Source organism: Frischella japonica (assembly GCF_014489845.1).
Classification (GTDB): Bacteria; Pseudomonadota; Gammaproteobacteria; order Enterobacterales; family Orbaceae; genus Frischella; species Frischella japonica.
The window spans coordinates 26,342-51,923 of sequence record NZ_JABURY010000001.1 but is presented as its reverse complement, the minus strand read 5'-3'; the positions used below and the strand labels follow the sequence as shown (position 1 = coordinate 51,923).

Genomic DNA, 25,582 nt, shown 5'->3' with positions numbered 1-25,582 from the left:
TTGTCTGTTTTTACTTTTTAAAGAGCTAACAGTTTACCTTCTAGGTTTACTGTCTCAAGGGTTGCGTATGTTACGCTTACCTTACTTTATTGTCAAGTAACTTTTTTAATTTTATTTATATTCTTAAAACAAACTAAAAAATCTTTACTTCACAATTTACCTTGATGAAACATTTAATCATTGCGAATCATCATCGGTTAGTGGGTCGGCATTATAAGAGCAAAAATAAATCATGCAAGCGATTATTGAAATTTTATTTCTGTTTGTGCTTTTTTTACCCATGCCGTATTGAAAATAAACTAATCCTATACAAATTTTACAAACTTTTCTTTAATTTACTATTGATTATATAATCGTTACTTATCTTTTCAGTCTAACTTTTTAAGTGGATTTTTTATGCCTTTCACTTTTGCACATCCAGCAATTGTTTTACCTTTTTACAAAAAGCCTAAATTTTTTTCCATGACAACCTTAATTATAGGTAGTATGTCACCTGACTTTGAATATTTTCTTAGAATGAAAATAAAAAGTGATATGAGCCATACTTTATCAGGTATCTTTTATTTTGACCTACCAATAACATTAACGCTTGCTTTTATCTTTCACTTTATTATTCGTAATGAATTGATTAAGAATTTGCCTCATTTTCTTTATAAACGATTTGCTCATTATTTAAATTTTAATTGGAGTGAATATTGCTACCATCATTGGTTTATAGTCATAACTTCTGCATTAATTGGCGCACTGTCTCATTTAGGTTGGGATAGTTTTACTCACTTGACTGGCTTTTTTGTACAACAACTTCCATTTTTACAACAGACTCTCTCATTAAAAAATACAGATATTCCTATCTACCAATTACTCCAACATGGAAGTACTTTGATAGGATTGAGTTTAATATGCCTCTTTATTCTCAAATTACCGATCTTGGTTGATAAGACAAATAAAATTAGCTTTCTATATTGGGGGGCAGTATTTTTGATTTTTTTAAGTTGTTTTTCTCTTTTTTTCGCCAATACTATTCATACCTTTGGTCAAAGTGTGGTGAACTTTATTAATGCACTATTTTTGGGGTTAATATTATCACCTCTTATCGTGAGAATTATACGACATTAATTTTAAATGCCGTATAACGATAGTATTTTTAGAAAATTATGACTCTGCTTTTATTTTATTGGGTAAATCCGCCAAGCTATCGATTACCCAATCAGCTTGCGCTAATGCTTCTTCAGTAATGGCATCACCGGTTTTCACCAAAACCGTTTTTTTAACTCCGGCCTTTTTCCCCGACAATAAATCAGACACTCGGTCACCGACCATATAAGAGTTGGCAATATCAATTTTTAACTCTTTCGCTGCTGTTTGTATCATACCGGGATTTGGTTTTCGGCATTCACAGTCATCAACCAGAGGATCATGTGGGCAATAATAAATACCATCAATGTCAACACCTCGGTCTTGTAATGACCAATCCATCCACTCAGTTAAGGTATTAAATTGCTCTTCAGTAAATTTATTTCTTGCAATACCTGATTGGTTAGTCGTGATAACCAACAAAAAACCCATGTTTTTTAATTCTTTTAATGCATCAACTACCCCATCAATAAAATGGAAATCATCAATTTTATGCACATAATTATAGTCAATATTTATTGTTCCATCACGATCCAAAAAAATAGCTGGCTTCATTATTTTTACTCTATTGTGGAAATTATCTTAATCAAGATCATTAGCATAATAGTTATTGACTTAGATGTCTAGACGTCTTAACATTCTGAAACTAACATCCATTATTTAGAATTTTATGATCAAACTCGAAAATATTTCTAAAACGTTTATTCATAATAAACAACCAATATATGCGCTAAAAGATATAAACTTACATGTCCCTGCCGGACAAATATTTGGCGTTATTGGTAAATCAGGTGCAGGAAAAAGCACACTAATTCGATGTGTTAATTTACTGGAGCGACCAACTTCCGGTAAAGTGATCGTTGACAATCAAGATATAACCACATTATCAAACAGAATGTTAATACAAACTCGTCGAAAAATTAGTATGATTTTTCAACACTTTAACTTGTTATCATCAAGAACGGTTTTCGAAAACATTGCTTTACCCTTAGAATTTATTGGTTTACCCAAGAAAAAGATCACACCTAAGGTCAATCAACTTCTTGAATTAGTTGGATTACAAGATAAATGGAATGTTTATCCAGCTAATCTGTCTGGTGGACAAAAACAACGTGTAGCGATTGCCAGAGCTTTGGCAAACGATCCTAAAGTTTTATTATGTGATGAAGCAACAAGTGCTTTGGATCCCGAAACTACTCGTTCTATTTTGGAATTACTAAAAGATATCAACCAAAAGTTAGGTTTAACAATTCTGCTAATTACTCATGAAATGGATGTTGTTAAACAGATCTGTGATCAAGTGGCCGTAATTAGTCAAGGTGAATTAGTTGAACAATCTACCGTAGGTGAAATCTTTTCGCATCCTAAAAATGAAGTCACACAACAATTTATTCAATCGACTTTACATTTGGATATTCCTGACGACTATCTACAAAAATTATCACCAATACCTCAAGATGGTTTATATCCTCTACTACGTCTTAAATTTGCTGGCGTATCGGTTGATACGCCATGCTTATCGCAAGCAGCTAAAGAGTTTAATATTGATAATAATATTATCAGTGCGCAAATGGATTATGCTGGTGGTATTAAGTTTGGCATTATGCTAACGGAAATGATTGGTAACTCGCAAAATACACAAAATGCAATTAAATTTTTACAAACCAATAATATTACTGTAGAGGTTCTTGGATATGTTTGATTTTATTCCCTCTTTTAAACCATTTGAAACCTTGATCCGTCATTTATCCGGTTATGATTTTTGGTCAAACTTTGTCAACCTCTGTGCACAGTTTGATGGCTTTAATGAAAAAATGATTTTTAAAATCGCTCAAGAAACCGATAATACTATTTATATGACAGTATTATCCGGATTATGGGGCACAATTATTGGTCTCCCTTTAGGTATTTTACTTTATACCACGCGCAAAAATCAGATTTTAGAGTGCCAAATTGCTTCGGGATTATTGTCGTTTTTTACCAATTTATTACGTTCAATTCCCTTTATTATTTTATTGTTTTGGATTATTCCATTTACGACTTTCATTATGCTTATTATGACTGGTCAAGGAGTATTCTTAGGTCGACAAGCGGCTATTGTGCCACTGAGTATTGGTGTTGCGCCGCTTATTGCACGTATGATTGAAAATGCCCTATTAGATATCCAAACTGGTTTGATTGAGGCTGCTCGCTCTATGGGAGCAACACCATTGCAAATCATCCGCAAAGTGTTATTACCCGAAGCAATGCCAGTTATTATCAATAGCTTAACCATTACGCTAATTACATTAAATGGCTATGTCGCAATGGTTGGTGCGATAGGATCGGGTGGATTGGGAGAATTAGCACGCTATTATGGTCTGTATAGCTATAAACCTGCAATCATGAATACTGTACTTATCATATTGATTCTTATCGTTTTTACAATACAATTTATTGGTAATATGATTGTTAAACGCGTTACACACCACTAACATTAGAAAAGGAATAGATTATGCTATTAAAAAAACTTGCCATTGTAACAGCCCTTGCTAGCAGTGTATTACTCACGGCATGTGATAATAAAAAATCAGTTGATGCTTCGATAAAACCAACGGTTTTAAAAGTCGGCGTGGTTTCTGGTCCAGATCAAGAAGTTGCCGAAGCCACTAAAGAACAAGCTAAAAAATTATATAATTTAGATGTGGAATTAGTGATTTTTAATGATTATGTAATTCCTAATCAAGCTTTAGATAGTAAACAAATTGATATTAATGATTTTCAGCACCAACCTTTCTTAGATCAACAAATTGAGGAAAGAGGTTATAAATTAGTCTCAGTGGGTAAAACATTTGTCCACCCAATTGCCGCTTATACCCATAAACTTAAACCTATTACAGACGTAGTAAATCACGAAGAGGGTATGATTGTAACTTCACCTCGTGGTGAATCTTACTTAATTAAACCTTATTCAACCGTTGCAATTCCAAATGATCCGACTAATTTAGGTCGAGCGTTATTATTGTTACAAAAACAAGGATTAATCACAGTAAATCCTGATAAAGGATTATTCCCTGCGGTTGTTGATATTACTGACAATCCTTATCATTTAAACATTCTAGAAATTGAAGCACCATTATTACCACGTTCACTGGATGATGCGCAGGTTGATTTTGCGATTATCAATAACGCATTTGCAGGGCAAATTAATTTAACTGCTAATCATGATGGTATTTTTGTAGAAGATAAAGATTCCCCATATGTCAATATTATCGTTGCTCGTGAAGACAACAAAGATGATCCAAACATTGTTAAATATATCAATGCACGACATAGTGATGCTGCGGTACAAAAAGCGAATGAAGTGTTTAATGGTAGTGCTGTGAAAGGTTGGTAATTACTATTTTATACAAAAAAACTATATGATAATTAAGGGATGATACAATATTAAATCCTTTAATTATCTTCTCCATTTTTCAAGCTATCAAACATCATTATGATTGATCTTAAAACTATTGGCATCATACGTTCACCCTATAAAGAAAAGTTTGGTGTACCCCGACAACCCAATTTAGTTCCATTAGCCAGAGGTGAACTTCATTTCATTACGCCTTTTAATCATCCTGATTGTATAAGAGGTTTAGAAAAGTTTTCACATTTATGGTTGCTCTTCATATTCTCTGGTACCGCTCAACAAGGTTGGCATAATACCGTCAGACCACCCAGACTTGGCGGGAATGAACGCGTTGGTGTTTTTGCAAGCCGCTCAACTTTTAGGCCAAATCCTATTGGTCTTTCGGCGGTTGAATTGCATGATATTGTTATACATAAGGAACAAATCATTTTAAAATTAGGTAGTGTTGATCTGATTGATCAAACTCCTATCATTGATATAAAACCTTATATCCCATATAGTGATAGCTACCCCGATGCCCAAGCAAGCTATGCCGTAGAGAAACCAGATTGTGGATTGACGGTCGAATTTAGTCCACAAGTGGAACGGGAACTTGTCAATCAGCTTGAACTACGCAATTTAATTATTCAGGTCATCGCTCAAGATCCTAGACCCGCCTATAAAAAAAATAAATCGGGGAAACAAGAGTTTGGTATCAAGTTATATCATTTTAATATTCGTTGGCAAGTTGAAAATAATCATGCTGTTGTGCTTAATGTTGAAAAAATAATAGGTTAACCGGATATCGACTCAAAAGGATAAATTTAGGATAACGTATTGTTATTATTATGATATATTATTCATTATTAAATGATGGCATGGTATTATGATGAAATACTATATCGCGAGCTTACTTTTATTAAGCGCATTTTTTAGTTTTGCTGAACAGTCAATTTCTGGTTCAAAATCTAGCTATCACTATAGTACTATACCGACATTAACTGCCGCACCTCCAGGCTATCAACCATTTTATATCAATCACATTGGCCGGCATGGGGCACGCTATATCAGTAAATCTAAATACGAAACCATCATACAACAAATTTTACAATTAGCAGAACAACAACAATTAACGATTCTAGGCAGGGATTTACTGACACAATTAAATAAAATTATTGCCTTAAACCACAATCAATATGGCAAATTAACTGAACTAGGGAAAGATGATCTCAAACAAATCGCTAGTCGAATGTTACATCATTATCCAACTATCTTTCATGGCAACCATATTGCCACAATGTCGACAACTTCTCAGCGCACCATAGATAGTGCTCGAGCATTTTTATCCCCCTTTGAAGCATTATATGCTAATCTGGAAATTCAACAGCAGCCCGAACATAATCAAACATTACTCCGTTTTTTTGATTATTCCCCCGCTTACACAAAATATAAAAACAGCCACCAGCTAAAACAACAAATCCATACACTTGAACAAACAGATTTAACAAAATTTTTCAGTCAACATATTATTCACCGCATTTTTACGCCATCATTTATTTCAAAATTGAACAATGGAATAAAAATGACTGATGAAACTATCATTACAAGTACCGATTTTGTAATAGCATTATTCAATATTTTTCAGGAAACGTTCTCTTTCACACCAGAAATACTTCATTCGAATCAAATTAACTTTGATAATTATTTTACTCCACTAGAAAAAGAGTGGTTTACAACGGTAGTAACAGCCAAAAACTATTTACAAATCGGTCCAGCCTTTGACAACAATGGTATACAAATCAAAATTGCCGCACCGCTACTTCTTGAAATAATAAGATCGTCTGATCACGCAATTCATTCTAATGATACCGATGCCAATTTTCGTTTTGCTCATGCTGAAACACTTTCACCTTTAGCCACACTAATGGAATTAGAAGGTACTTTTCAAATCACTGATACTATAGAAAATTATCCACATTTCTGGCACGCTGAACAAATTATCCCGATGGGAGCCAATATACAATTGATATTCTATCGAAGTACTGATATCACTCAACCACTGTTAGTTAAAGTGTTATTGAACGAAAGAGAAATCCATCTACCGGTTGAGACGACTCGCTATCCTTATTACCAATGGACTGATGTTAAACAATTCTATATTAATAAGCTAAATCATTTAGGTTTAACAGAAGAGGAAGATATAAAACATTGGCTTTTGAATTTAAATTAACTTACTCATTTCTTAATTATTTTAACTTCCTGCCAAGCTCAATATATTTGATGCCATATTAGATCTTAAAAAATTGGTGGATAGGTATGATTTCTTATCATGATTATGATAGCTTAACTAGCCATTTTATTTAGAATTTTTATTTAATAGTAAATTTATTGCGAAATTTGTAATAAATATGTCATATAAAAGTAATTTGAAAAAGCATATGATGTCATTAGTTAACGATAACAATAATTAAAATATCAGAGAGTCTTATATGGAAAAGGTGTCAAATTCACTATCTAATAAATTATTTTGTTAAATACTTAGGTAAGTAAATCTGCTACATAATTCAACATAATATCGCGTTTTTGTAAATGATTACTCGATATGTTTTTCCAATCAAATGAGTAAACGGTTTCAATTAATTTAAGTTGTTTGGCAAAGATTGAATTATGGATTCTTAGTAAAAATATCACTTTAAAGAAGCTAATTAATGTCTATAAATATACTTATCATTAGTAATTCAAATAAAGTTGAAAAACTGATCGGTCTGTTAAATCAATCAGGCTATAACCATATTGATTCTGCTCATAATGGATTAGATGGTCTCGAACTGCTATTAACTAAACAATTTGATATTATTATTTTAGATATCCTTCTTCCAAAAATGAACGGTTGGGATGTGTTGCAAACTATCCGTTATAGCCATAAACAAGTCCCTATTCTATTACTTTCAGATAAAAATCAAGTTGAGTGGCATATCCGAGCTCTAGAAGCTGGTGCGGATGATTATCTTGCCAGACCTTTTTCTTTTCAAGAAATATTAGCCCGAATAAAAGCCCTTATAAGGCGTAATCAGCATCATCGAATTGAAGAGGATGAAATATATGTCATTGATGATTTGCAGTTAAATTGGCGACGCCATTATGTTGTTCGAGGCAATAAAACGATTCACCTGACGGCTAAAGAGTTTTCATTATTAGCATTAATGATGCAGCATATCGGTGAACCTCTATCCAGAACATTTATTACTTCCCATGTTTGGGACATTAATTTCGACAATCAAACTAACTTAGTCGATGTGGCAATTAAAAGATTAAGAAATAAAATTGACCAAGGTTTTAAAAGAAAACTAATTCACTCAATACGTGGCATGGGTTATGTTTTAGAACTAAGAAAATGATACATCGCAGCAATTTTTTAACGTAAGCTGATTTAGCAGTCTTTTGTTATTTTGAATTTTCGCCCACGCTCTATGACAATAAAATATTGTGAATTAAATATCATATTTATCATCATTGATGAATAAATTTCTTGTTAAAAATATTATGTCGATGATTGAATTTATTTTCACTACATGTATAAAATTGATATTAAAAAATAGAAAATTAACCACTAAATTAACTAGTGGCTAGTTTTATTGATAGACAATGCAACACTATCAGATTAGCGCGTAATAAGTTACCTTAATATATTCTAAACACCTTTCAATGAGGCCATTCTTACGCATTAATATCATTTACGATTATTTAGATTGTAAAACTTAATCTATAAAAATCTTGTTCATGCGTTATGGTAATTTTATCCAGTGAATTTACCTGATATACTGAATTTGGTACGTTATTGACAAAGCCATTAACCGCCAACACTTGTGCACCGCTATTTATACCAGCTTGGATGCCTGCTTCAGCATCTTCGAAAACAACACACTGTTGAATAGGTATATCAATTTTTGTTGCTGCTAATAAATAACCATCGGGACTAGGTTTACCATTTGTGACATCTTCAGCGCAAACGGTAATTTTAGGAATAGGTAATTGGGCCGCTTTCATTCTTTCTAGTGCTATTTCTCTACTTGCTGAAGTGACTAACACCCAATCATTAGGGTCAATTAAGTCTAATAGTTCTTTTGCTCCAGTCATAGCTTTAACAAGTTTTAAAGATTGCGGTAAGAGCTCTTCACGCTCGAGAAATTTGGCTTCTTGCATAGCAAAATCATTATTACCTAGAAAATGAGTAGCAGTATCAATAGATTGCCGACCATGTGCATAATCAATAACCTTTTGTAATTCGAGATTATGTTTTTCAGAAAATTTTCTAAGTACATTTTCGACTACAGGTCTTGAATCAACTAATGTACCATCCATATCAAAAAGGAATGCTTTTGTTTTAATTTCATGTATTGCCATATTATTTAATTCCATATGTGTAGTTAATAATAAATTACTATTATGAGTCATATGAATTATAAAGCCACAATGAAGATTATGCTATTTCTATAGTATTAACCAAGCTTGTCAAAATGGAATTTATCATTTAAATAATGACTAAAATGCGCTAACCAACTGCTAGGTTAAGCCGCTTCTCTATGTTCATAGAGCAAACAGCAGAATTTTTGATCCATAATTAAAGCCACTCTTATGATTAAATTTGTCACATCATTTCCAATCAAATAACCTTTTAACGTACTCATTTAGTTAATATCATGGTAGCGACTTCTGTTTTTTTGTGAGGATCAGATAGTTCGTAAAATTAATTGCGGTAATATTTGCTTTTTATATAACAAAAGTCCACAAATAATATTTTTAACGAGCTAAAAAGCTATCTCAACAAGATAGCTTTGTATACAAATAATTTATAGCCGATTAGCTAACATAGCTTCGAGTTTACCTTGATCAATAGCAAACGCGCGTATACCTTCAGCTAACTTTTCAACAGCCATTGCATCAGAATTATGTTGCCATCTAAACTCTGATTCACTCATTAAGTTTGGCCTAGTTACAACAGGTTGATTGGCAGATAATTTACAGCTTACCGAGGCGGTCGATTTTTTCATTGTTGCTAGAAAATCGGGGGCAATAGTTAAACGATCACATCCAGTTAATGCCAATATTTGTTCGATTTTACGGAAGCTAGCTCCCATGACAATCGTTTTATAACCATGTTGTTTATAGTAGTTATAAATATTACGAACAGAAACAACACCGGGATCTTGATCGACAATATAAGGATCGATTATTTCTTTTGCTTGATACCAATCATAAATGCGCCCAACAAAAGGAGAGATCAAAAACACCCCGGCTTCAGCACATGCCCGAGCTTGTGCAAATGAAAACAAAAGCGTTAAATTACAGTTTATTCCTTCTTTTTCAAGATATTCTGCTGCTTTAATCCCTTCCCAAGTTGCAGCTATTTTGATCAAAATTCGTGATTTATCAATACCCTTTTCTTGGTAAAGCTTGATAATTTTATGTGCTTTATCAATACTACCTTGTTTATCGAAAGATAGTCGGGCGTCGACTTCAGTTGAAATACGGCCGGGAATAATTTTCAGAATTTCAACCCCAATATTAACAGCAACTTGATCGCTAGCATTAAGTAATTGCGCTTGTTTACTACCACCTTTAGTTTTAGCTGTTTCGATTGCCAAATCAATTAAAGATTGGTATTGTGATAATTGTGCAGCTTTTAGTATTAGAGAAGGATTAGTTGTCGCATCTTCCGGTGCAAATTGTTTAATTGAATCGATATCACCGGTATCGGCTACCACAACTGTGAAATGTTTAAACTCATCTAATTGACTCATATTACATGTCCTACAATTTAAGAGCGACAAAGGTGTATTTCAGATAACACTCATATTGTTTTGGGGTAGGCTACTTTTGCTATACACTAAAACAAGTTATATCTGATCATTACTTAGACTCTATGAATGATATCTGTAATAGTGTTTTACACTTGAATAGGCAAAAGTTCCCCTTTTGCCTATCCTCAAAAAATAAGCAATCTATTGTTGATTTAGCTTTTAGAATTTATTACAGATATTTATTTATATAATTTATGCCAAAACACGTTTAATTCGTGTTGTGACGCCTTTTAAATGATAAGACTCTGCATAATCTCGAATAGGTCTTTTGATATAATCAATGACATATCGTTGACCATCAATATTATTCTTTTTCAAATTACGATACATTTTTTCTATTTCTTGCTTAACTTTATCTTCATTAAACGTATAGTGACCCGCTATATCCAGTATTTCTTCAGATAAAGTTGAATCATTGGTTATTTGGGCAATAGTTAAATTTTTCTGCTCACCCACCATCCATTTACGCCAACGTTCACACTTAATGGCATGTTCTAATAATACGTCCCTTACTGCAGATACATTTTCAATTAAACCTTGTTCTTTCAAACGTTTTTCTACTTTAGCTAAATTCAAATAAGCTCGCGTTTCCTGTGTACCATATTGTGGCGCCACATTCGATGCAACAATATTTGAAGGGATATGTTCCAATAATGTCACATCATCAAAATAATCACCATTGTGTTCTTTTAACCCTACACCGTACTGTTTTGCCATCTCTGCTAAGCTATATGCATTTTTAAAGTTAAATTTACCAATTTGCTCTGTTTTACGCGTCAAAGTGCCAGTTTGACCTACAATAAAAGTTGGCATAGGTAAGTTACGTTTTCCTAGTTCAACTTTGAGTTTCAAAATAAATTTTTCGTAAGTATCTGTTGAGGTTAATCCTCCGTTGGTTTCTTCAGTCCCGACTTCATAACCAATTTCAGGTAGGTTTCTGGCAATTCTTTGTTGCTCACAAAATTCAATGAGGTCTACAGTGCGTTCCAAGACAGTATCTAAAGGGATTACTTTTCCCACTTCTATTGGATCTTTTGTTGGATCTATCATTAAGAGATCAAAGCCTGCTTCAATGTCAGCAACATACGATTTTTTACCTAATTTCATCGCCTCTTCTATGGGCAAATGATCATTTCGTTCTTTATCACGTTGCCATGGACCACCATGATCACGACAGATATAGCATAAATTATCATAGCCAATTGCCCTTTGAACATCTTTTACCGCTTGCACAAAAGTAAACTGGTTCCAATTATTGACATATCCACCACCTAACTCATCGGCATCAACCTGGTTACGACTAGCAATAAACATTATCGGATAATCATCTTCTTTAGATAACTCCAACGCAGCTTGTACACAATTTTTAGACATAGGACCAATACCTAAAATAACAGCGCTTTCCCCTGTATTTTGTAATTCTAATAGACCATGAACTACTTTTTTGATGGATAATTTATTCATTTTATTTCTCCAATTAATGTTAGACGTTACTATCAGCTTGATCGATATTTGGTTTAGTGAAATGTAGAATTAACACCGATATTGCCACACCAATAAACATTGAAAGTGCGTACCAAAGCTTGCCATTTACGGCTGGTAAAACAATTAAACCACCGTGTGGTACCAAGGTTTCAACATTATTCATCATGCCTAACGCACCACCAATTGCACTACCAATCATAATTGCAGGTAATACGCGCTTCATGTCTCTAGCTGCAAAAGGTATTGCTCCTTCGGTAATACCGATTAACCCCATAAAGAAAGCAGGAAGTCCTAAATCACGTTCTTCGCTACTATATTTTTTCTTATCAATAAATACAGATACCCCCATGGCTAACGGTGGAATAGCAACGGCAATGCGATGTGCGCCATTTGGACCATACACACCTTCAGCCATTAAAAAAAGAGTAAATGCGGTTGCTGTTTTGTTTATTGGTCCCCCCATATCAATCGCAGTCATAGCACCAATAACCAGACCTAATAAAATGGCACTACTACCTTGTAAGCTGCTTAGGAAACTAACTAACCAATTCATTGCAACGCCAATTGGATAGGCAATCACATAAATATAGAACATGCCTAATACAAAAATAACGAAAATCGGGATAATCAAAATTGGCATTATGGTTCTGATTGTTGCGGGAACCTTCCACGTTTTACACCAACAAACAAAGTAACCAGCAGCCACACCTAATATCATTGCACCTAAAAATCCGGTTTTTATTGCTTCACTACCTACTGGGGTGTTTGCTAAATAACCGAGTATCATTCCCGGTACAATCCCTGGTTTGCCGGCTAAAGAATAGGCAATATAACCAGATAACAACGGAATCATCATAGTGAAACCAATCGCACCAAGATCGTTCAAATTTTTCATAAATTGATTGGTTATTTGCATTCCTGAATCACCGGCCTCCCCGGTTGATAGGGCTATAGCTAAAAAAATCCCTCCAACAACAACCGCAGGTAACATAAATGAAACACCGGTATTAAATGCTTTTTGAATATCTTTTAATATCAGATTAGCTTTTGACATATACCGCCTCCTTGGATTTATAATTTTTCTGCTTCATCAATAAATTTACTCGGATCTTTTATGACTAAACTAGGATTGGCTTCGATAACTTTTCCGTTATCCCGTTTTTCATCAAACCGTTCTTCACCATCAATGCCAATACCTACGGCCAATATAACAACATCAGCTTCTTCAATGTCAGATTGTGTTAATTCGTTCTCGATGCCCATACTCCCTTGTGTTTCAACCTTGACTTGATAACCACGTTTTTTACATTCGCGTTCAATCGCTTCTTGTGACATATAGGTATGAGCGATCCCAGTTGGGCACGCTGTTACAGCAACAATTTTCATGACAATTACTCCTATTTTGCGGATAAATTTTTATTAAGCGATGCTAATAGTGAATAGATTTCATCGACCTGATTCAATTGCGATAATTGCTCGCGAAATGAATCGTGTAATAATTTTTTGCTTAATTGAGATATCACTTTTAAATGAATGTTTCCTTGATTTTCAGCGGGTACGCCGATCAAAAAAACCATATTGACTGCTTCATTATCTTGTGTTGACCAAACGAAAGGCTCTAAGGTGCGTAAAAACCCGATAAAAGGTTGTTGTACTGCCTGACTTTTACCATGCGGCATTGCAATTTGATACCCGACTGCGGTTGATACCATTGCTTCACGTTCTAATACCTTACTTAAAAATTCTTCTTGCTGAGTAATTATCTTTACTTGTACAGCTTTCGTTGTCAGAAAATATAAGGCATTTTCCTTAGAACTAATTCTTTCGTTCAAAAAAATCATATCATTTCGAATTACTCTGTTGGCTGACATATTCATCTCAAGCACCTTTTAAATAATGGATAAAAGTTTGATTATTTGATATTTCACATAATTGATTTATAACAGATTTATTTTTTACTAACGAATACACCTCAGCTAAGATTTTCTTTAAATTTTTGGTGTCTTTTTCGGCAATACACACAATAATGATCATCTTGACTAAATGTTCATTCCACTTAATCGCTTTGAAATTGGTAACCATGATTATTTGGGTCTGTTTAACGAATTTAGGATTGCCATGAGGAATAGCCACTCCAGTTGGTAAGTCAGTTCCACCTAAAGCTTCGCGATTAATCATGCCTTGAACAAACTCAGGTTGAATGATTTGCTGAGCAATTAATTTTTCACCAATGCAATTTATCAACTCTTCTTTTGAGTTATAATTTTGATTTAAATAAATAAAATCTTTATTCAGATAATTATTAAGATAAAAAAAGGTTAATTCACCTTCTTGAATATGATCATTTAATACCAGCTGCTCACCATAAATATTCAAGATATTCCGGATATCTTGTTCGCTTAATAGTGGCGAAACGACAATGACTTTAATACAATCAAGCGATAAATTAATTGTAGATATGATTAAATCAACATTCGCAAGTGTTTCATTATTTAATTCACTCACCGAGGCGACTTCTATTGTAGTTAATGATGGTAATACCCTGATAATTCGATTGACTAAAAGTTCAGTTGTTGCAATACCATTTTGACAAACCACCAAAATTTTCTTGCCATGTTTGACCCGCTCAATGGCTGCCTGAAAATGAATTGTTAAAAAACCGATTTCATCACTATTGAATGTTATACCCAATTCATCTTCACATTCGCTAGCAATAATCCATATTAAATTAAATAAAACAGAAAAATCATGTTTAACTTGTGTTGCAAAAGGATTATTAATTTTAATCCCTTCTCTTAATCGATATAGCATCGGCGGAATATGCTGTATCAAATAATCACGTAATTTATAATCTTTGCTAAAATCAATGTATAGCGAAGCGCCTACGCTCGAAATAATTTTATCAACCAGTGTAATATCACATTGATTAGAAGCACATATGTCAATTCGATTGGATAGCAGACACTTTGATAAATAATTGATATCACCATCACTAAAAGAAAAATTGAGTCTTGATGATATTTTTTTTAATAAATTTTTTGCACTATTTTTGAATAATTGAACATTATCATTTATCGTAATATTCTCATCAATGTGGTGATTATTTTTTGCCCGATAAACCATAATAACCAACATATTCAATACATTAAATATATAATGTTCAGCAATAAAATTGCTATCTAAACGTACGTATGCATACAAAACACGAAAACAGGTTTTAACATTTTGTTCACCATAATAATGAGTTAATGTCATTAATTTTGCATTACCATCATCTAAAATATCCAAGCTGGCTTCATAAATGAAAAAATTGAAGATTAAATAAGCATTTTGAATGTCGATTTCGGAACCGAATAAGCGAGTTCCTGCAGCATCACTTATCAGTTGTAGTCTATTTTTGGAAGTTAACAATTTTTTCACAAATTTAAGATCGTGTTCAATGGAAGACTTGCTGACGGAAAATAATGTTGACAAATATTCAAACGTAACGGTTTTTCCCTCAAGCAACATTAGTTCAATAATTTTTTTTCGTCGATTAAATTTGGATAAGGTCAGCGTTCTAACTTTGGAGCCAGAACTGGCTTTGTGAGTCTTTTTTACCGCTATACCAATGCCTGGTTTTTTATCTAAAACATAACCTTGTTTTAATAAGCTATTACCAATTTGTACTAAATCAGAATGGACTGTGCGTTGTGAAATATTGAGTTCTTGAGCATAATACTTTACAGTTTTGTATCCATTTTGTTTAATTAGCAACCTAGCTAAACACGCTTGCCTTTGCGTTAGCATATGATGCCTCCTTGTTCAAAACCAAAACTATGGTTTGATTATAGTTAGCTAGCATATTTTTTATATCACAAAGATCTTCAATAAATTGTTGCAATAAAAATGCTACTCATAGAAATACCACATATTGATTTTTTAATAATAAATTACTAAATCAGAGTTTATCCAATAATCAGCAGTTAAGTTATTTAAAGAATAAAAAACAGCGATGAGTCAGAACTGAAGATGCTTAAAACTATTTGGGGTATATAATAGAAGATAGCGAGAGTACTTTGGTAAAAGAAGTGGTAAAAGTTTTAGCTAAGCAAAACGGACAGGCAGAACAAAGTAACGCGATCACTGAAAAGGTTAAAACACCAGCCACCTCAACTCAACGAACCGAAACTTCATCAACGCCTACCACCTTTAGCTAAAACGTTAGGGAGTGGTTTATGCATCCATTTGTAATGGTGGGTTATTTTAATATCGAAGTGAAAAAAACTGAAACGTGGGACAAAGTAACAAACTCAAGGATAGCGTTATTACATCCGCAAATTCGTCAAAAAGCGGTGAATTTCATCAATGAAGTTGAAAAAGAATTCGGTATACAGATAAGAGTTACAACTTGGCTTAGAACTATTGAAGAACAAAATAGGCTTTATGAGCAAGGTAGAACTACATCAGGTTTTATAGTGACTTGGGTTATAGGGGAATATAGTTATCATAACTATGGACTAGTAATAGATGTTATAGAAATGATTTTTCTTGAAGAGGCTATTGGAAAAAGCAAAAAGATTATCCTCTTTGGCATCTGTTTAATGGTTGTGTATCTATTGTTGATTATGAAAAATATCCAGAAATACATGATTATTTAGTTAAACATAGAGGAAAAGGAAAAAATAATGATGATATTGTCGCACTTTTGGAAGTTATTAAGTAAATTTTTATTTATTTGTTTTTTTAGCTGCAGTGCAAGTCAAGCTATTGCTAAGAGTTTTCATGACTGTGATTTGAATTGGATGGTAGAGCATCCTATTGAAGAATGCACAGATTTATATGAAAAGAAAATTTCATCATTGACGGCAACGCAAAAGCAATATTTTGAAGATGAGTTTAAAAGAATTGTAGATGACAAAAGGACAGTACCTGTATGGGTTATAGCTGAGGAGCTTTCTTATCTTTTTAAGGATTATCCAACATCAAAAGTACTGTTTATTAAATTACAAATAGATGAAAAAGTTAGCAGGACAAATGAATATGATAGTAAACAAATAAATTGGGATGATCCAACATGTTCGGATTGTTTATATTACTCCTTTATGCTTAAACAATTTAAAATTTTATCTTCTATGCTAGAAAAAAAAGGCATATTAGATACCAAAGAAAAAAACATGTTGCTTATTAGTAAACAACGTATTGAGTGCTTAACTGATATTATTGATTATCTGAGTAATAATCTGGACAAATCAATTGAACGAAAAACCATTATCGATAAATGCTATAATTAATAGTTTTTCTTTATACACCTAACAGTAAGTAACCTGATAAATATATTATGCTAAGTGGAGATATATTTTAAATCAGGTTTGTTACTAAAGGGTGTATTGTCACAAAATCTCAATTAAAAAATAAAAACACTGATACACCAAAAAATGCTAATGATATAGAGATGGCGACTTTACCGCTAAAAACAGGTTTAACAGCAAGTCAATATAAACCAAGTTTACATGTTGAATGTTTTACTTGTGAAGATTTGCCGACGTTCATCACCCAAACGCCGGCAGATGCAGGTAAAATTCCTTCTGAAGAACGATTTATTCATATTTGGCATCTGTTTAATGGTTGTGTATCTATTGTTGATTATGAAAAATATCCAGAATCACATGATTATCTAGTTAAACATAGAGGAAAAGGAAAGAATAATGATAATATTGTCGCATTTATGGAAGTTATTAAGTAAATTTTTATTGATCTGTTTTTTTAGCTGCATTGCAAGTCAAGCTCTTGCTAAGAGTTTTCATGACTGTGATTTGAATTTTACGGTAGAGCATCCTATTGAAGAATGCACAGATTTATATGAAAAGAAAATTTCATCATTGACGGCAACGCAAAAGCAATATTTTGAAGATGAGTTTAAAAGAATTGTAGATGACAAAAGGACAGTACCTGTATGGGGTATATATGAGGAGCTTGCTTATCTTTTTAAGGATTATCCAACATCAAAAGTACTGTTTACTAAATTACAATTAAGTGAAAAAGTTAGCAAGACATATAAATATGATAGTACCCAAATAAATTGGGATGATCCAGTATGTTCGGATTGTTACTATTACCCTTTTATGCTTAAACAATACAAAATTTTATCTTCTATGCTAGAAAAAAAAGGCATATTAGAAACCAAAGAAAAAAACATGTTGCTTATTAGTAAACAACGTATTGAGTGCTTAACTGATATTATTGATTATCTGAGTAATAATCTGGGCAAATCAATTGAACAAAAAACCATTATCGATAAATGCTATAATTAACAATTTTTCTTTATACACCTAACAGTAAGTAACCTGATAAATATATTATGTTAAGTGATGATATATTTTAAGTCAGGTTTGTTACTAAAGGGTGTATTGTCACAAAATCTCAATTAAAAAATAAAAACACTGATACACAAAAAAATGCTAATGATATAGATATGGCGACTTTACCGCTAAAAACTGGTTTATTAACAAGTTAATTTAAAACATGTCTACACGTGGAATGTTTTACTTGTAAAAATTAGCCGAAATTCATCACCCAAACGCCGGCAGATGCAGGTAAAATTCCTTCTGAAGAACGATTTATTCATATTTGGCATCTGTTTAATGGTTGTGTATCTATTGTTGATTATGAAAAATATCCAGAATTACATGATTATCTAGTTAAACATAGAGGAAAAGGAAAAAATAATGATAATATTGTCGCACTTTTGGAAGTTAATAAGTAAATTTTTATTGATCTGTTTTTTTAGCTGCAGTGCAAGTCAAGCTCTTGCTAAGAGTTTTCATGACTGTGATTTGAATTGGATGGTAGAGCATCCTATTGAAGAATGCACAGATTTATATGAAAAGAAAATTTCATCATTGACGGCAACGCAAAAGCAATATTTTGAAGATGAGTTTAAAAGAATTGTAGATGACAAAAGGACAGTACCTGTATGGGTTATAGCTGAGGAGCTTGCTTATCTTTTTAAGGATTATCCAACATCAAAAGTACTGTTTATTCAATTACAAATAGATGAAAAAGTTAGCAGGACATATGAATATGATAGTAAACAAATAAATTGGGATGATCCAGTATGTTCGGATTGTTTCAATTACCCCTTTATGCTTAAACAATACAAAATTTTATCTTCTATGCTAGAAAAAAAAGGCATATTAGAAAACAAAGAAAAAAACATGTTGCTTATTAGTAAACAACGTATTGAGTGCTTAACTGATATTATTGATTATCTGAGTAATAATCTGGACAAATCAATTGAACGAAAAACCATTATCGATAAATGCTATAATTAACAATTTTTCTTTATATATCTAACAGTAAGTAGCCCGATAAATATATTATGCTAAGTGGAGATATATTTTAAATCAGGTTTTTTACTAATAGGTGCATTGTCACAAAATTTCAATTAAAAAATGAAAATACAGACACACAAAAAGATAAAGACGGTGATGAAACGAGACGTGATGCTTTTCTGAGTAAAATAGAACTGAGCGAACAAAAATCAACAAAACAAGGATTAGAGCAACAAAATAGCTGTGGTAGGATGATGTAGCCAAAGGTTTAACAAAGCGAAGCTAAACCAACAGACAAAACATTGGGGATATAACAAATCAAAAATTCTATTTGCTATCAATAAATATTCATGGACACCAATTTTAAAAGGCAACCCTCACGGTAAATAAGGATATTATATGAAACAATTAATTTTATTATTATTGATATTACCTAATTTATTATTAGCACAGGAAATATATGAAAATTCTTCTAATCAAGAATATTTATCTTTAGGAAGTACAGAAAATGGTAAGCGAAATTTTTTAAATCTTAAAAATAAAAAAATAGATTGGATAAGCCTGTCAGAATTACAGCAAATGCAACAAATAGATATATTATCACCGCATATTTTTTGGGATAAAGTCAAACAAAATTCTATAGGGTTTCATGCGAGTGGTTATGAACCTTTTTGGAATGCCATAATAAGTAAGAATAAATTGCAATTTAGGCTTAATAAAGAAGAAAACGTTAAAATTTCTATAGATATAAAATCTTCTGCTTTAACAAATAATTTTGTGACAATCTTCCATTCTAATAATGGTATTTATGGTTTAATTCGTAGTCTTTCTAATGGAACTTTTTGCGAAGCAAATCTTGATGAACCTGCTTCAATCTATGAAATTTTTATCGACTATAAAGGTGAAATATTTGAGGGTTGTGCACATTTAGATAAATTATGAATAAAATAATAAAAGTTAATACACCTAATCTGTTTTATATCGATTCATCTCAAAGCTTGGTTTATTTACCCCAGCGCAATGGTTGATTATTTTCCTGGAGCGGGAATTGTGACTTATCATATCTAGCATGATAAGAATAAAAAAATACATGAGTTAGGTATTTTTACTGTTTATGTGACTAAGGCTATGGCGAGAGGAAATATTCCGCAAGAACATGACGTGGAATTAATTAATGTTAAGGAATTTGAAAATGGATACATTTCATCTGATGGTAGTGTTAAAGCAAAATTTGCAACATTTAATAGTGATCATAATAGATGGTATCTAAATCCTAATTGTTTTGCTGGTTTGCTCGGCGCTATGTTAGAACTAAATGCTGATTATTTAGGCTTTAACGGATTTAGCACTCATGACGCTAAATATGTAGAGAGCAAATCTCATATAAATGGGATTGCAGGAGATCTAAGGTATATATCAGAAAAAAGAAATGGTGAGCTAACATGGCTATCTTATTCAACTTTTGATTTTGATGAGCAAGAAAAATTTAATACTGCATTATATAAATTTGGTTGGGCTAGAACATCGTTAATGTATTCGGAATATTTTACATATAAGAAACAATCAAATACTTTACTTAAATATACAAAACATATGAAAAAAGATCCGCCAAATGGATATAGACATCATCATCATTTACATATATGCGGTTTTGATTTTAACTTAATTATAAATGTACAGGATTAAAAATGATCAGATTTCAATTTTTCTATATATGTATTTTATTAGTCTCGTTCTTTTCTTTTGCAGAAGATAAAAATCTTAATAATATCCTTTATGAATTTAAAGGATATTCAAAAAAAACCTCTTCCTATCATTCTTTGAAAGACTTTTTTGCGGATAATAATCAAATATATGATGAAAAAAATCCATTGAATGCGCTTTTTGATCCCAATACACCTTTATTAAGCATGGTTGAGCATAGAAAACCTTACACAGGTGAAGCTATATTATTTAAAAAGCTTCCGCTTGATAACAAGCTAAATGTGTACCTTTTTGCTTATTGGGATCGTAATGATCAAGATTCATATTATAACCTTCCATCTCTTGAATTACAGATTTTTGATAAGAGTAATCAACTGATTAGTAAAATGATTGTTGTGGATGGTGCACAAGCAGAGTGCTCAATCAATAAAAGAACACGTATTTATAAAAATAAGAAATTTGAAATAATAGAATCAGAATATTGCATTGATATAGAAACAGACAAGCTTATGACTGAACAACATAAGGTAAGTTATTATTTAATTGATAATATGGGTAATATTAATTTTGAATAACGATTGTGACAAAGTTTAAATTAGACTAACCAAAGACATTTTCTTTATCGCCTTTATTTTACTATATTAAATAATATTCTAATAAAAAATACAATATTAATTAAGATATTGTATTAAGCATGAATAACATTGAGGAAATTTAATAATGAAATATATTCAAAGATTTATCATAATCTGTCTATTATCATTATTTAATGTAAATATTGCATTGTCAGAAAATTTTAAGAGTGATTTACCTTACTATCATAAAATTAAATTACCCTATTCTTCCAATCAGTTAAAAAAATATTATTATTGGGGAGAATATGGCTTATATCTTTCCCCTAATATGCCATTTCCATTAAGATTTACCAATAAAGAATTTTCATTTAAACCAAAATTATTTGAATATCTTACTAAAACAACTTTTTATTTTCCTCATGGCTATTTTTATTATAAGGACATTTTATATAAAGGCATTATTCAAATGGCTATAGGTGAAAATGATGAAAAAGTTTTTACTTTTCAATTATATAGTTATGGTAATAATGGAAATTTGATTGATGCTATACTTTTGTACAAAATTCAAAATGGCGAAATATCCTATTGGAATGATTTTGTAATAAAGCCTGATGGTAAAATATTAATAAAACAACATCAACAACAAAATCTATTTGAGCTAGATGAAAATCCAAAAGATAAAAAAATTTATACCAAAGAAAAGAAATATCAAATGAGTTCTTCAGGCTTTTTTAACACAATAAAGGATTAAGTAATGAAAAATTTATTGTTTATCCAAATAGTTTTATTTTTTGTCAGTTTTTGTTGTTATGGAGAGGAAATTAATGTTATTGAGAACTATAAAGGTAAATCTTTTCTTAACGCGATAGATATCACTAAACTAACAAAAGATTGCGAAAAGAACGATAATTTTTGGCATATTTCAAATACTGAACGAGAAGAAATACTTGAGCGTTGTCCAATTAATCAAATGGCTTCATATTTTGATAATTTATATGACGTTATTAGAAATAATGTTGTTATATATGATGTAGATGATGTAACGCTTACAATTGATAAAAAAATCTATAATAAAACCGTTAATAATAAAATATATCCAGTTAAAGAGCTTAACTTATCTCTCAGTCATGAAGGAAACCTTGAAGATAAAATTATATTGGCAAATAGTTCTTATGATGTTGAAGGTTATTATTGGTTAAGTAATCAATACTATTATATATCACCTAATATGGATGTTTATGTATTATTGGCAAAAGATGTCGAAACCAGTGTAAAACCAATATTTTGGAAACATTACCAAATAGATAAAAAAAGCTTACAGTTTCAACTTATAGCATTATTAATTGACGAAGGTTATAAATATCAAATTATTTATCCTGATCAATTTAAAATTCTCGAAGGTTCGCTTGAAACATCAAAATATCAAATTAATAAACTAAAAACTTGTTATCAAGAAGAATACTCAACTAGTTGTAGTATAGAATCTTATCGTTACTATCATAATATTTTATCTCAAAAATTGAATTTTCTTAAAACTAAAAATCCTCATGCTAACGAGTTCATGGAAATAATAGATAAAGAAATCAATATGGTGTGTTTAACTTCACAACCTCCAAATTATCAGGATGAAACGAAGAATTTTACCTATAAGATTACCAAATGTTTAACAGAACAACTACATCAAAAAATAGAGGACATAGATCAAAAATTGGCGGAATATTATCCTCACCAAAATATTAAATAGTAATAACTTCTACAATTTTGATCGTTTAGTAATACTGTTTTACTAGTGCTGGACAGCAGAGCGTATAGGGCATCTGTTAGTTAAATATGAAAGTGAATGTATGCCGAACTAAATACTGAAGGTAAACGACCGGAATGGGAAGAGTTAAACAGTGAAATGACAGATGATGCGGAAAACTATTTGGGTTATATAAAAAACGGTGATGAAGCAAAACGTGATGCATATGTTAGTAAGTTAGACGCAAGCCAACAAGAATCAACAAAACAAAGCTTAGAGCAACAAAGAAAAGATTATCAAAGTTTTCTGAAAGATGATAAAGCGGAGTCTAAAAAGAAATTAATCATATGGGAAAACGCCAAAGAAAAAGCGACAAAAATGCTTAGGTGGGACGGTGTAGCCAAAGGTTTAACTAAGCAAAGTCAAAAGACAAAACAAAGCGACACTGAAAAAGATAAGGCAGAAGACAGCTCAAAACAACAAGCAGAAACTTCATCAACGCCAGCCACCTTGAGTCAAAATGGTCGGGTGTGGTTTATGCATCCTATATCTAGGATAAATTTTTTCTCTGATAATAAAGTTCTTTTCCAAAAAGGCGATAAAGATGAAATAATTCGAGAGATCAATATCCGTCTAGTTGGTTTTGGTGGCAATGTCCCGACTGATGAGTTTACGGAAAGAACAGAAAACATGATCAAACAGTTTCAACGTGATTATTTGAAAGATGAAGAAACGGAAGTTATTAATATGCAAGTAATTAAAGCGATTGATAAGTTTCAAGAAGAGTACCCAATCGAAACATTTTTTGCTCAAAGTGTTGAACAAGTCAATGGCGCATCAATGCAAACATTAATTACTACTAAAGGTTAACAATATGAAACAAAGTAATTACTATTTTGTAGTATTTTCTCTATTATTAAATTTAATAGCATCATCAGCGATGGCTGATGAAAAAAAAGCGCCAGATAATTGGGGAATTATTTATGGTATTAGCAATACATCGGTAGATGAAACAACAATTGATTTTGATATAAAATTACGTGGTAATAAATTTTATTTCAATAATCAGTCGTTTTTAATTAAACGTAATACGATGCCTGCAGAAGATTTTTTTGTAAGCAATAATATAGAAAAAACATATTTTGCTTTAAAAAAACAGCAAGCATTATTAGAATATAATTATAATATTAAATTAAATGATAACATTACTTATCTTCAATTCGATAAAAATATTGATAACAGCCTATTAAAACAGTATGTAACACAAAACCGGCAGGTAGTATTATTGGATGATATGCTGCTTCTGTTTGGAAAAGATGGTAAGCCAGTATTTTATTCAAAACCTTATTTTGAAAAAGAATTTATTAAACAAGTTCCTCTGTTGCCCATAATCAATGTTCCGTTTAATGCAAACGATGCTTTTATTTTATATCAAGACGATGTATTAAAAAATTTATCCATTCATTTTAAAAATTTTTTAGATCTTCCTTGGTTTGCAACAGATATATTTGGAGCAAAGTATCCTTCTATTTCACCGATTATAAATCCAATATTTATTGATGTAGGCTGGGATAGTGGTGAGTCGGATTCATATTTATATCTATTTTCTAATGATTATAACGTTCTGGATAAACTGGTGTTATTTGATTATCGGACTACAACTCGAGGCGGTCCTGGTGGTAGCGGTTACACGGTTGGTTATCGTTATTTTACCATAGATAAAAACTATTTTATTGAGCGTCGCCAACGTTTTGAAGATGAAACAATAGAAGTACAACATTTTCAAGTGACTAAAGAAGGGAAGTTTCAAGAATTACCTGTCACGTCAAATTGCTACAGTAAATTAGCGGTTAAAGATAACAAAATACATTCAACAAAAAGCCTTTTACTAACTAGTCAACAAGCAAATAATTATATGCGCTTTAAGAAAATTACATTCGATGAACTTGATGATATCACACTAACCTTAAATCCTGCTGATAAAAAGCTTTGTATTAATTATCAACAAGCTTATTCATTCACCTTTGGTAAAGCGAAATCAAAACAGTTATTTGGTAACGAAAAACGCTATCAACAGCAAGTCGAAAATTTTAAAGAATTTAATATAGATATTAGTAACGAGTTGGAATATATCACATTTGACAATATCGACAAATCACCATTAGCTAAATATCTACTAAATGGAAATAAAGCGATTTATATGAACGAAATGCTCTTTATTGTGGGTGAAAATTATCTCGCAGCCTACAGGCAACCTACAGAAAGTGAATTAACTGATCAAGAAATGGATTATGATTGATGTAAAAATAATGATGCATCAGATCTTTATCTAATAAAAAACAATTTTGTTGAATTTTGGCTGTGATTTGGGATAAAAACCGACATTATGAATGTCT

General features: G+C 31.7%; 28 protein-coding genes. 20 read left to right on the top strand and 8 right to left on the bottom strand.

The window, feature by feature from the left end; all coding sequences use genetic code 11:
* Nucleotides 1-396: 396 nt before the first annotated feature.
* Nucleotides 397-1,116: a DUF4184 family protein gene (locus tag FcAc13_RS00275; RefSeq protein ID WP_246415063.1), complete on the top strand. Its 720-nt coding sequence runs from the start codon at nt 397-399 to the stop codon at nt 1,114-1,116.
* Between the two features lie 36 nt (nt 1,117-1,152).
* Here the strand turns inward: FcAc13_RS00275 and gmhB are convergent, their stop codons facing one another.
* Nucleotides 1,153-1,689, bottom strand: coding sequence for a D-glycero-beta-D-manno-heptose 1,7-bisphosphate 7-phosphatase (gmhB, locus tag FcAc13_RS00270; protein ID WP_187754216.1), 537 nt, complete (start codon nt 1,687-1,689; stop codon nt 1,153-1,155).
* A 115-nt stretch (nt 1,690-1,804) separates the two neighbouring features.
* Between gmhB and metN the strand changes: the two genes are divergently transcribed.
* From metN to FcAc13_RS00240, 6 genes are all read left to right on the top strand, one after another.
* Nucleotides 1,805-2,836 carry a methionine ABC transporter ATP-binding protein MetN gene (gene metN / locus FcAc13_RS00265; RefSeq protein ID WP_187754215.1) on the top strand — a complete coding sequence of 344 codons (1,032 nt, stop codon included), beginning with the start codon at nt 1,805-1,807 and terminating at the stop codon, nt 2,834-2,836.
* 112 nt (nt 2,837-2,948) lie between these two features.
* Entirely contained in the window at nt 2,949-3,608 is a 660-nt protein-coding gene (locus tag FcAc13_RS00260; RefSeq protein ID WP_187754217.1) for a methionine ABC transporter permease MetI, read from the top strand.
* Nucleotides 3,609-3,628: 20 nt separating this feature from the next.
* Entirely contained in the window at nt 3,629-4,510 is an 882-nt protein-coding gene (locus FcAc13_RS00255; protein ID WP_187754214.1) for a MetQ/NlpA family ABC transporter substrate-binding protein, read from the top strand.
* A gap of 99 nt (nt 4,511-4,609) precedes the next feature.
* Nucleotides 4,610-5,305, top strand: coding sequence for a tRNA (N6-threonylcarbamoyladenosine(37)-N6)-methyltransferase TrmO (tsaA, locus tag FcAc13_RS00250; RefSeq protein ID WP_187754213.1), 696 nt, complete (start codon nt 4,610-4,612; stop codon nt 5,303-5,305).
* Nucleotides 5,306-5,393: 88 nt separating this feature from the next.
* Entirely contained in the window at nt 5,394-6,737 is a 1,344-nt protein-coding gene (locus FcAc13_RS00245; protein ID WP_187754212.1) for a histidine-type phosphatase, read from the top strand.
* A 478-nt stretch (nt 6,738-7,215) separates the two neighbouring features.
* The gene (locus FcAc13_RS00240) at nt 7,216-7,905 is read left to right on the top strand and encodes a winged helix-turn-helix domain-containing protein (RefSeq protein ID WP_187754211.1); all 690 of its coding nucleotides are present in this window, start codon (nt 7,216-7,218) and stop codon (nt 7,903-7,905) included.
* Between the two features lie 346 nt (nt 7,906-8,251).
* Here FcAc13_RS00240 and FcAc13_RS00235 read toward each other — a convergent pair whose 3' ends face one another.
* The 7 genes from FcAc13_RS00235 to FcAc13_RS00205 all read right to left on the bottom strand — a co-directional run bounded on the left by FcAc13_RS00235 (nt 8,252) and on the right by FcAc13_RS00205 (nt 15,642).
* Nucleotides 8,252-8,911 carry an HAD-IA family hydrolase gene (locus tag FcAc13_RS00235; RefSeq protein ID WP_187754210.1) on the bottom strand — a complete coding sequence of 220 codons (660 nt, stop codon included), beginning with the start codon at nt 8,909-8,911 and terminating at the stop codon, nt 8,252-8,254.
* 446 nt (nt 8,912-9,357) lie between these two features.
* Entirely contained in the window at nt 9,358-10,308 is a 951-nt protein-coding gene (tal, locus tag FcAc13_RS00230) for a transaldolase (RefSeq protein ID WP_187754209.1), read from the bottom strand.
* Between the two features lie 252 nt (nt 10,309-10,560).
* Nucleotides 10,561-11,832 carry a class II D-tagatose-bisphosphate aldolase non-catalytic subunit gene (locus FcAc13_RS00225; protein WP_187754208.1) on the bottom strand — a complete coding sequence of 424 codons (1,272 nt, stop codon included), beginning with the start codon at nt 11,830-11,832 and terminating at the stop codon, nt 10,561-10,563.
* A gap of 19 nt (nt 11,833-11,851) precedes the next feature.
* Complete coding sequence (locus FcAc13_RS00220; RefSeq protein WP_187754207.1) at nt 11,852-12,907, bottom strand: PTS fructose transporter subunit IIC; 1,056 nt, start codon at nt 12,905-12,907, stop codon at nt 11,852-11,854.
* A gap of 17 nt (nt 12,908-12,924) precedes the next feature.
* Nucleotides 12,925-13,239: a PTS fructose transporter subunit IIB gene (locus FcAc13_RS00215; RefSeq protein ID WP_187754206.1), complete on the bottom strand. Its 315-nt coding sequence runs from the start codon at nt 13,237-13,239 to the stop codon at nt 12,925-12,927.
* A gap of 11 nt (nt 13,240-13,250) precedes the next feature.
* Nucleotides 13,251-13,724 (bottom strand): fructose PTS transporter subunit IIA, encoded by a 474-nt coding sequence (locus FcAc13_RS00210; RefSeq protein ID WP_223064487.1) that lies wholly within the window; start codon nt 13,722-13,724, stop codon nt 13,251-13,253.
* A gap of 7 nt (nt 13,725-13,731) precedes the next feature.
* Nucleotides 13,732-15,642, bottom strand: coding sequence for a BglG family transcription antiterminator (locus tag FcAc13_RS00205; protein WP_187754204.1), 1,911 nt, complete (start codon nt 15,640-15,642; stop codon nt 13,732-13,734).
* Between the two features lie 281 nt (nt 15,643-15,923).
* Between FcAc13_RS00205 and FcAc13_RS12265 the strand changes: the two genes are divergently transcribed.
* The 13 genes from FcAc13_RS12265 to FcAc13_RS00145 all read left to right on the top strand — a co-directional run bounded on the left by FcAc13_RS12265 (nt 15,924) and on the right by FcAc13_RS00145 (nt 25,485).
* On the top strand, nt 15,924-16,052 hold the full coding sequence (locus FcAc13_RS12265) for a hypothetical protein (protein WP_281382586.1): 129 nt from the start codon (nt 15,924-15,926) through the stop codon (nt 16,050-16,052).
* 18 nt (nt 16,053-16,070) lie between these two features.
* Nucleotides 16,071-16,493, top strand: coding sequence for a M15 family metallopeptidase (locus FcAc13_RS00200; protein ID WP_187754203.1), 423 nt, complete (start codon nt 16,071-16,073; stop codon nt 16,491-16,493).
* 27 nt (nt 16,494-16,520) lie between these two features.
* Nucleotides 16,521-17,126 (top strand): hypothetical protein, encoded by a 606-nt coding sequence (locus tag FcAc13_RS00195; protein WP_187754202.1) that lies wholly within the window; start codon nt 16,521-16,523, stop codon nt 17,124-17,126.
* A gap of 161 nt (nt 17,127-17,287) precedes the next feature.
* On the top strand, nt 17,288-17,578 hold the full coding sequence (locus FcAc13_RS00190) for a hypothetical protein (protein ID WP_187754201.1): 291 nt from the start codon (nt 17,288-17,290) through the stop codon (nt 17,576-17,578).
* Complete coding sequence (locus tag FcAc13_RS00185) at nt 17,541-18,146, top strand: hypothetical protein (RefSeq protein WP_187754200.1); 606 nt, start codon at nt 17,541-17,543, stop codon at nt 18,144-18,146. The genes FcAc13_RS00190 and FcAc13_RS00185 overlap by 38 nt, the downstream gene beginning before the upstream one ends.
* 414 nt (nt 18,147-18,560) lie before the next feature.
* On the top strand, nt 18,561-19,166 hold the full coding sequence (locus FcAc13_RS00180; protein ID WP_187754199.1) for a hypothetical protein: 606 nt from the start codon (nt 18,561-18,563) through the stop codon (nt 19,164-19,166).
* A gap of 399 nt (nt 19,167-19,565) precedes the next feature.
* Nucleotides 19,566-20,108, top strand: a complete 543-nt coding sequence (locus tag FcAc13_RS00175; protein ID WP_187754198.1) for a hypothetical protein — start codon at nt 19,566-19,568, stop codon at nt 20,106-20,108.
* Nucleotides 20,109-20,294: 186 nt separating this feature from the next.
* Entirely contained in the window at nt 20,295-20,852 is a 558-nt protein-coding gene (locus FcAc13_RS00170) for a hypothetical protein (protein ID WP_187754197.1), read from the top strand.
* 2 nt (nt 20,853-20,854) lie between these two features.
* Nucleotides 20,855-21,445, top strand: coding sequence for a hypothetical protein (locus FcAc13_RS00165; protein ID WP_187754196.1), 591 nt, complete (start codon nt 20,855-20,857; stop codon nt 21,443-21,445).
* Nucleotides 21,446-21,590: 145 nt separating this feature from the next.
* Nucleotides 21,591-22,196 carry a hypothetical protein gene (locus FcAc13_RS00160; protein ID WP_187754195.1) on the top strand — a complete coding sequence of 202 codons (606 nt, stop codon included), beginning with the start codon at nt 21,591-21,593 and terminating at the stop codon, nt 22,194-22,196.
* Nucleotides 22,197-22,199: 3 nt separating this feature from the next.
* Entirely contained in the window at nt 22,200-23,189 is a 990-nt protein-coding gene (locus FcAc13_RS00155; RefSeq protein WP_187754194.1) for a hypothetical protein, read from the top strand.
* 96 nt (nt 23,190-23,285) lie between these two features.
* The gene (locus tag FcAc13_RS00150; protein ID WP_187754193.1) at nt 23,286-24,056 is read left to right on the top strand and encodes a peptidoglycan-binding domain-containing protein; all 771 of its coding nucleotides are present in this window, start codon (nt 23,286-23,288) and stop codon (nt 24,054-24,056) included.
* A 4-nt stretch (nt 24,057-24,060) separates the two neighbouring features.
* Nucleotides 24,061-25,485, top strand: a complete 1,425-nt coding sequence (locus FcAc13_RS00145; protein ID WP_187754192.1) for a hypothetical protein — start codon at nt 24,061-24,063, stop codon at nt 25,483-25,485.
* Nucleotides 25,486-25,582: the final 97 nt, after the last annotated feature.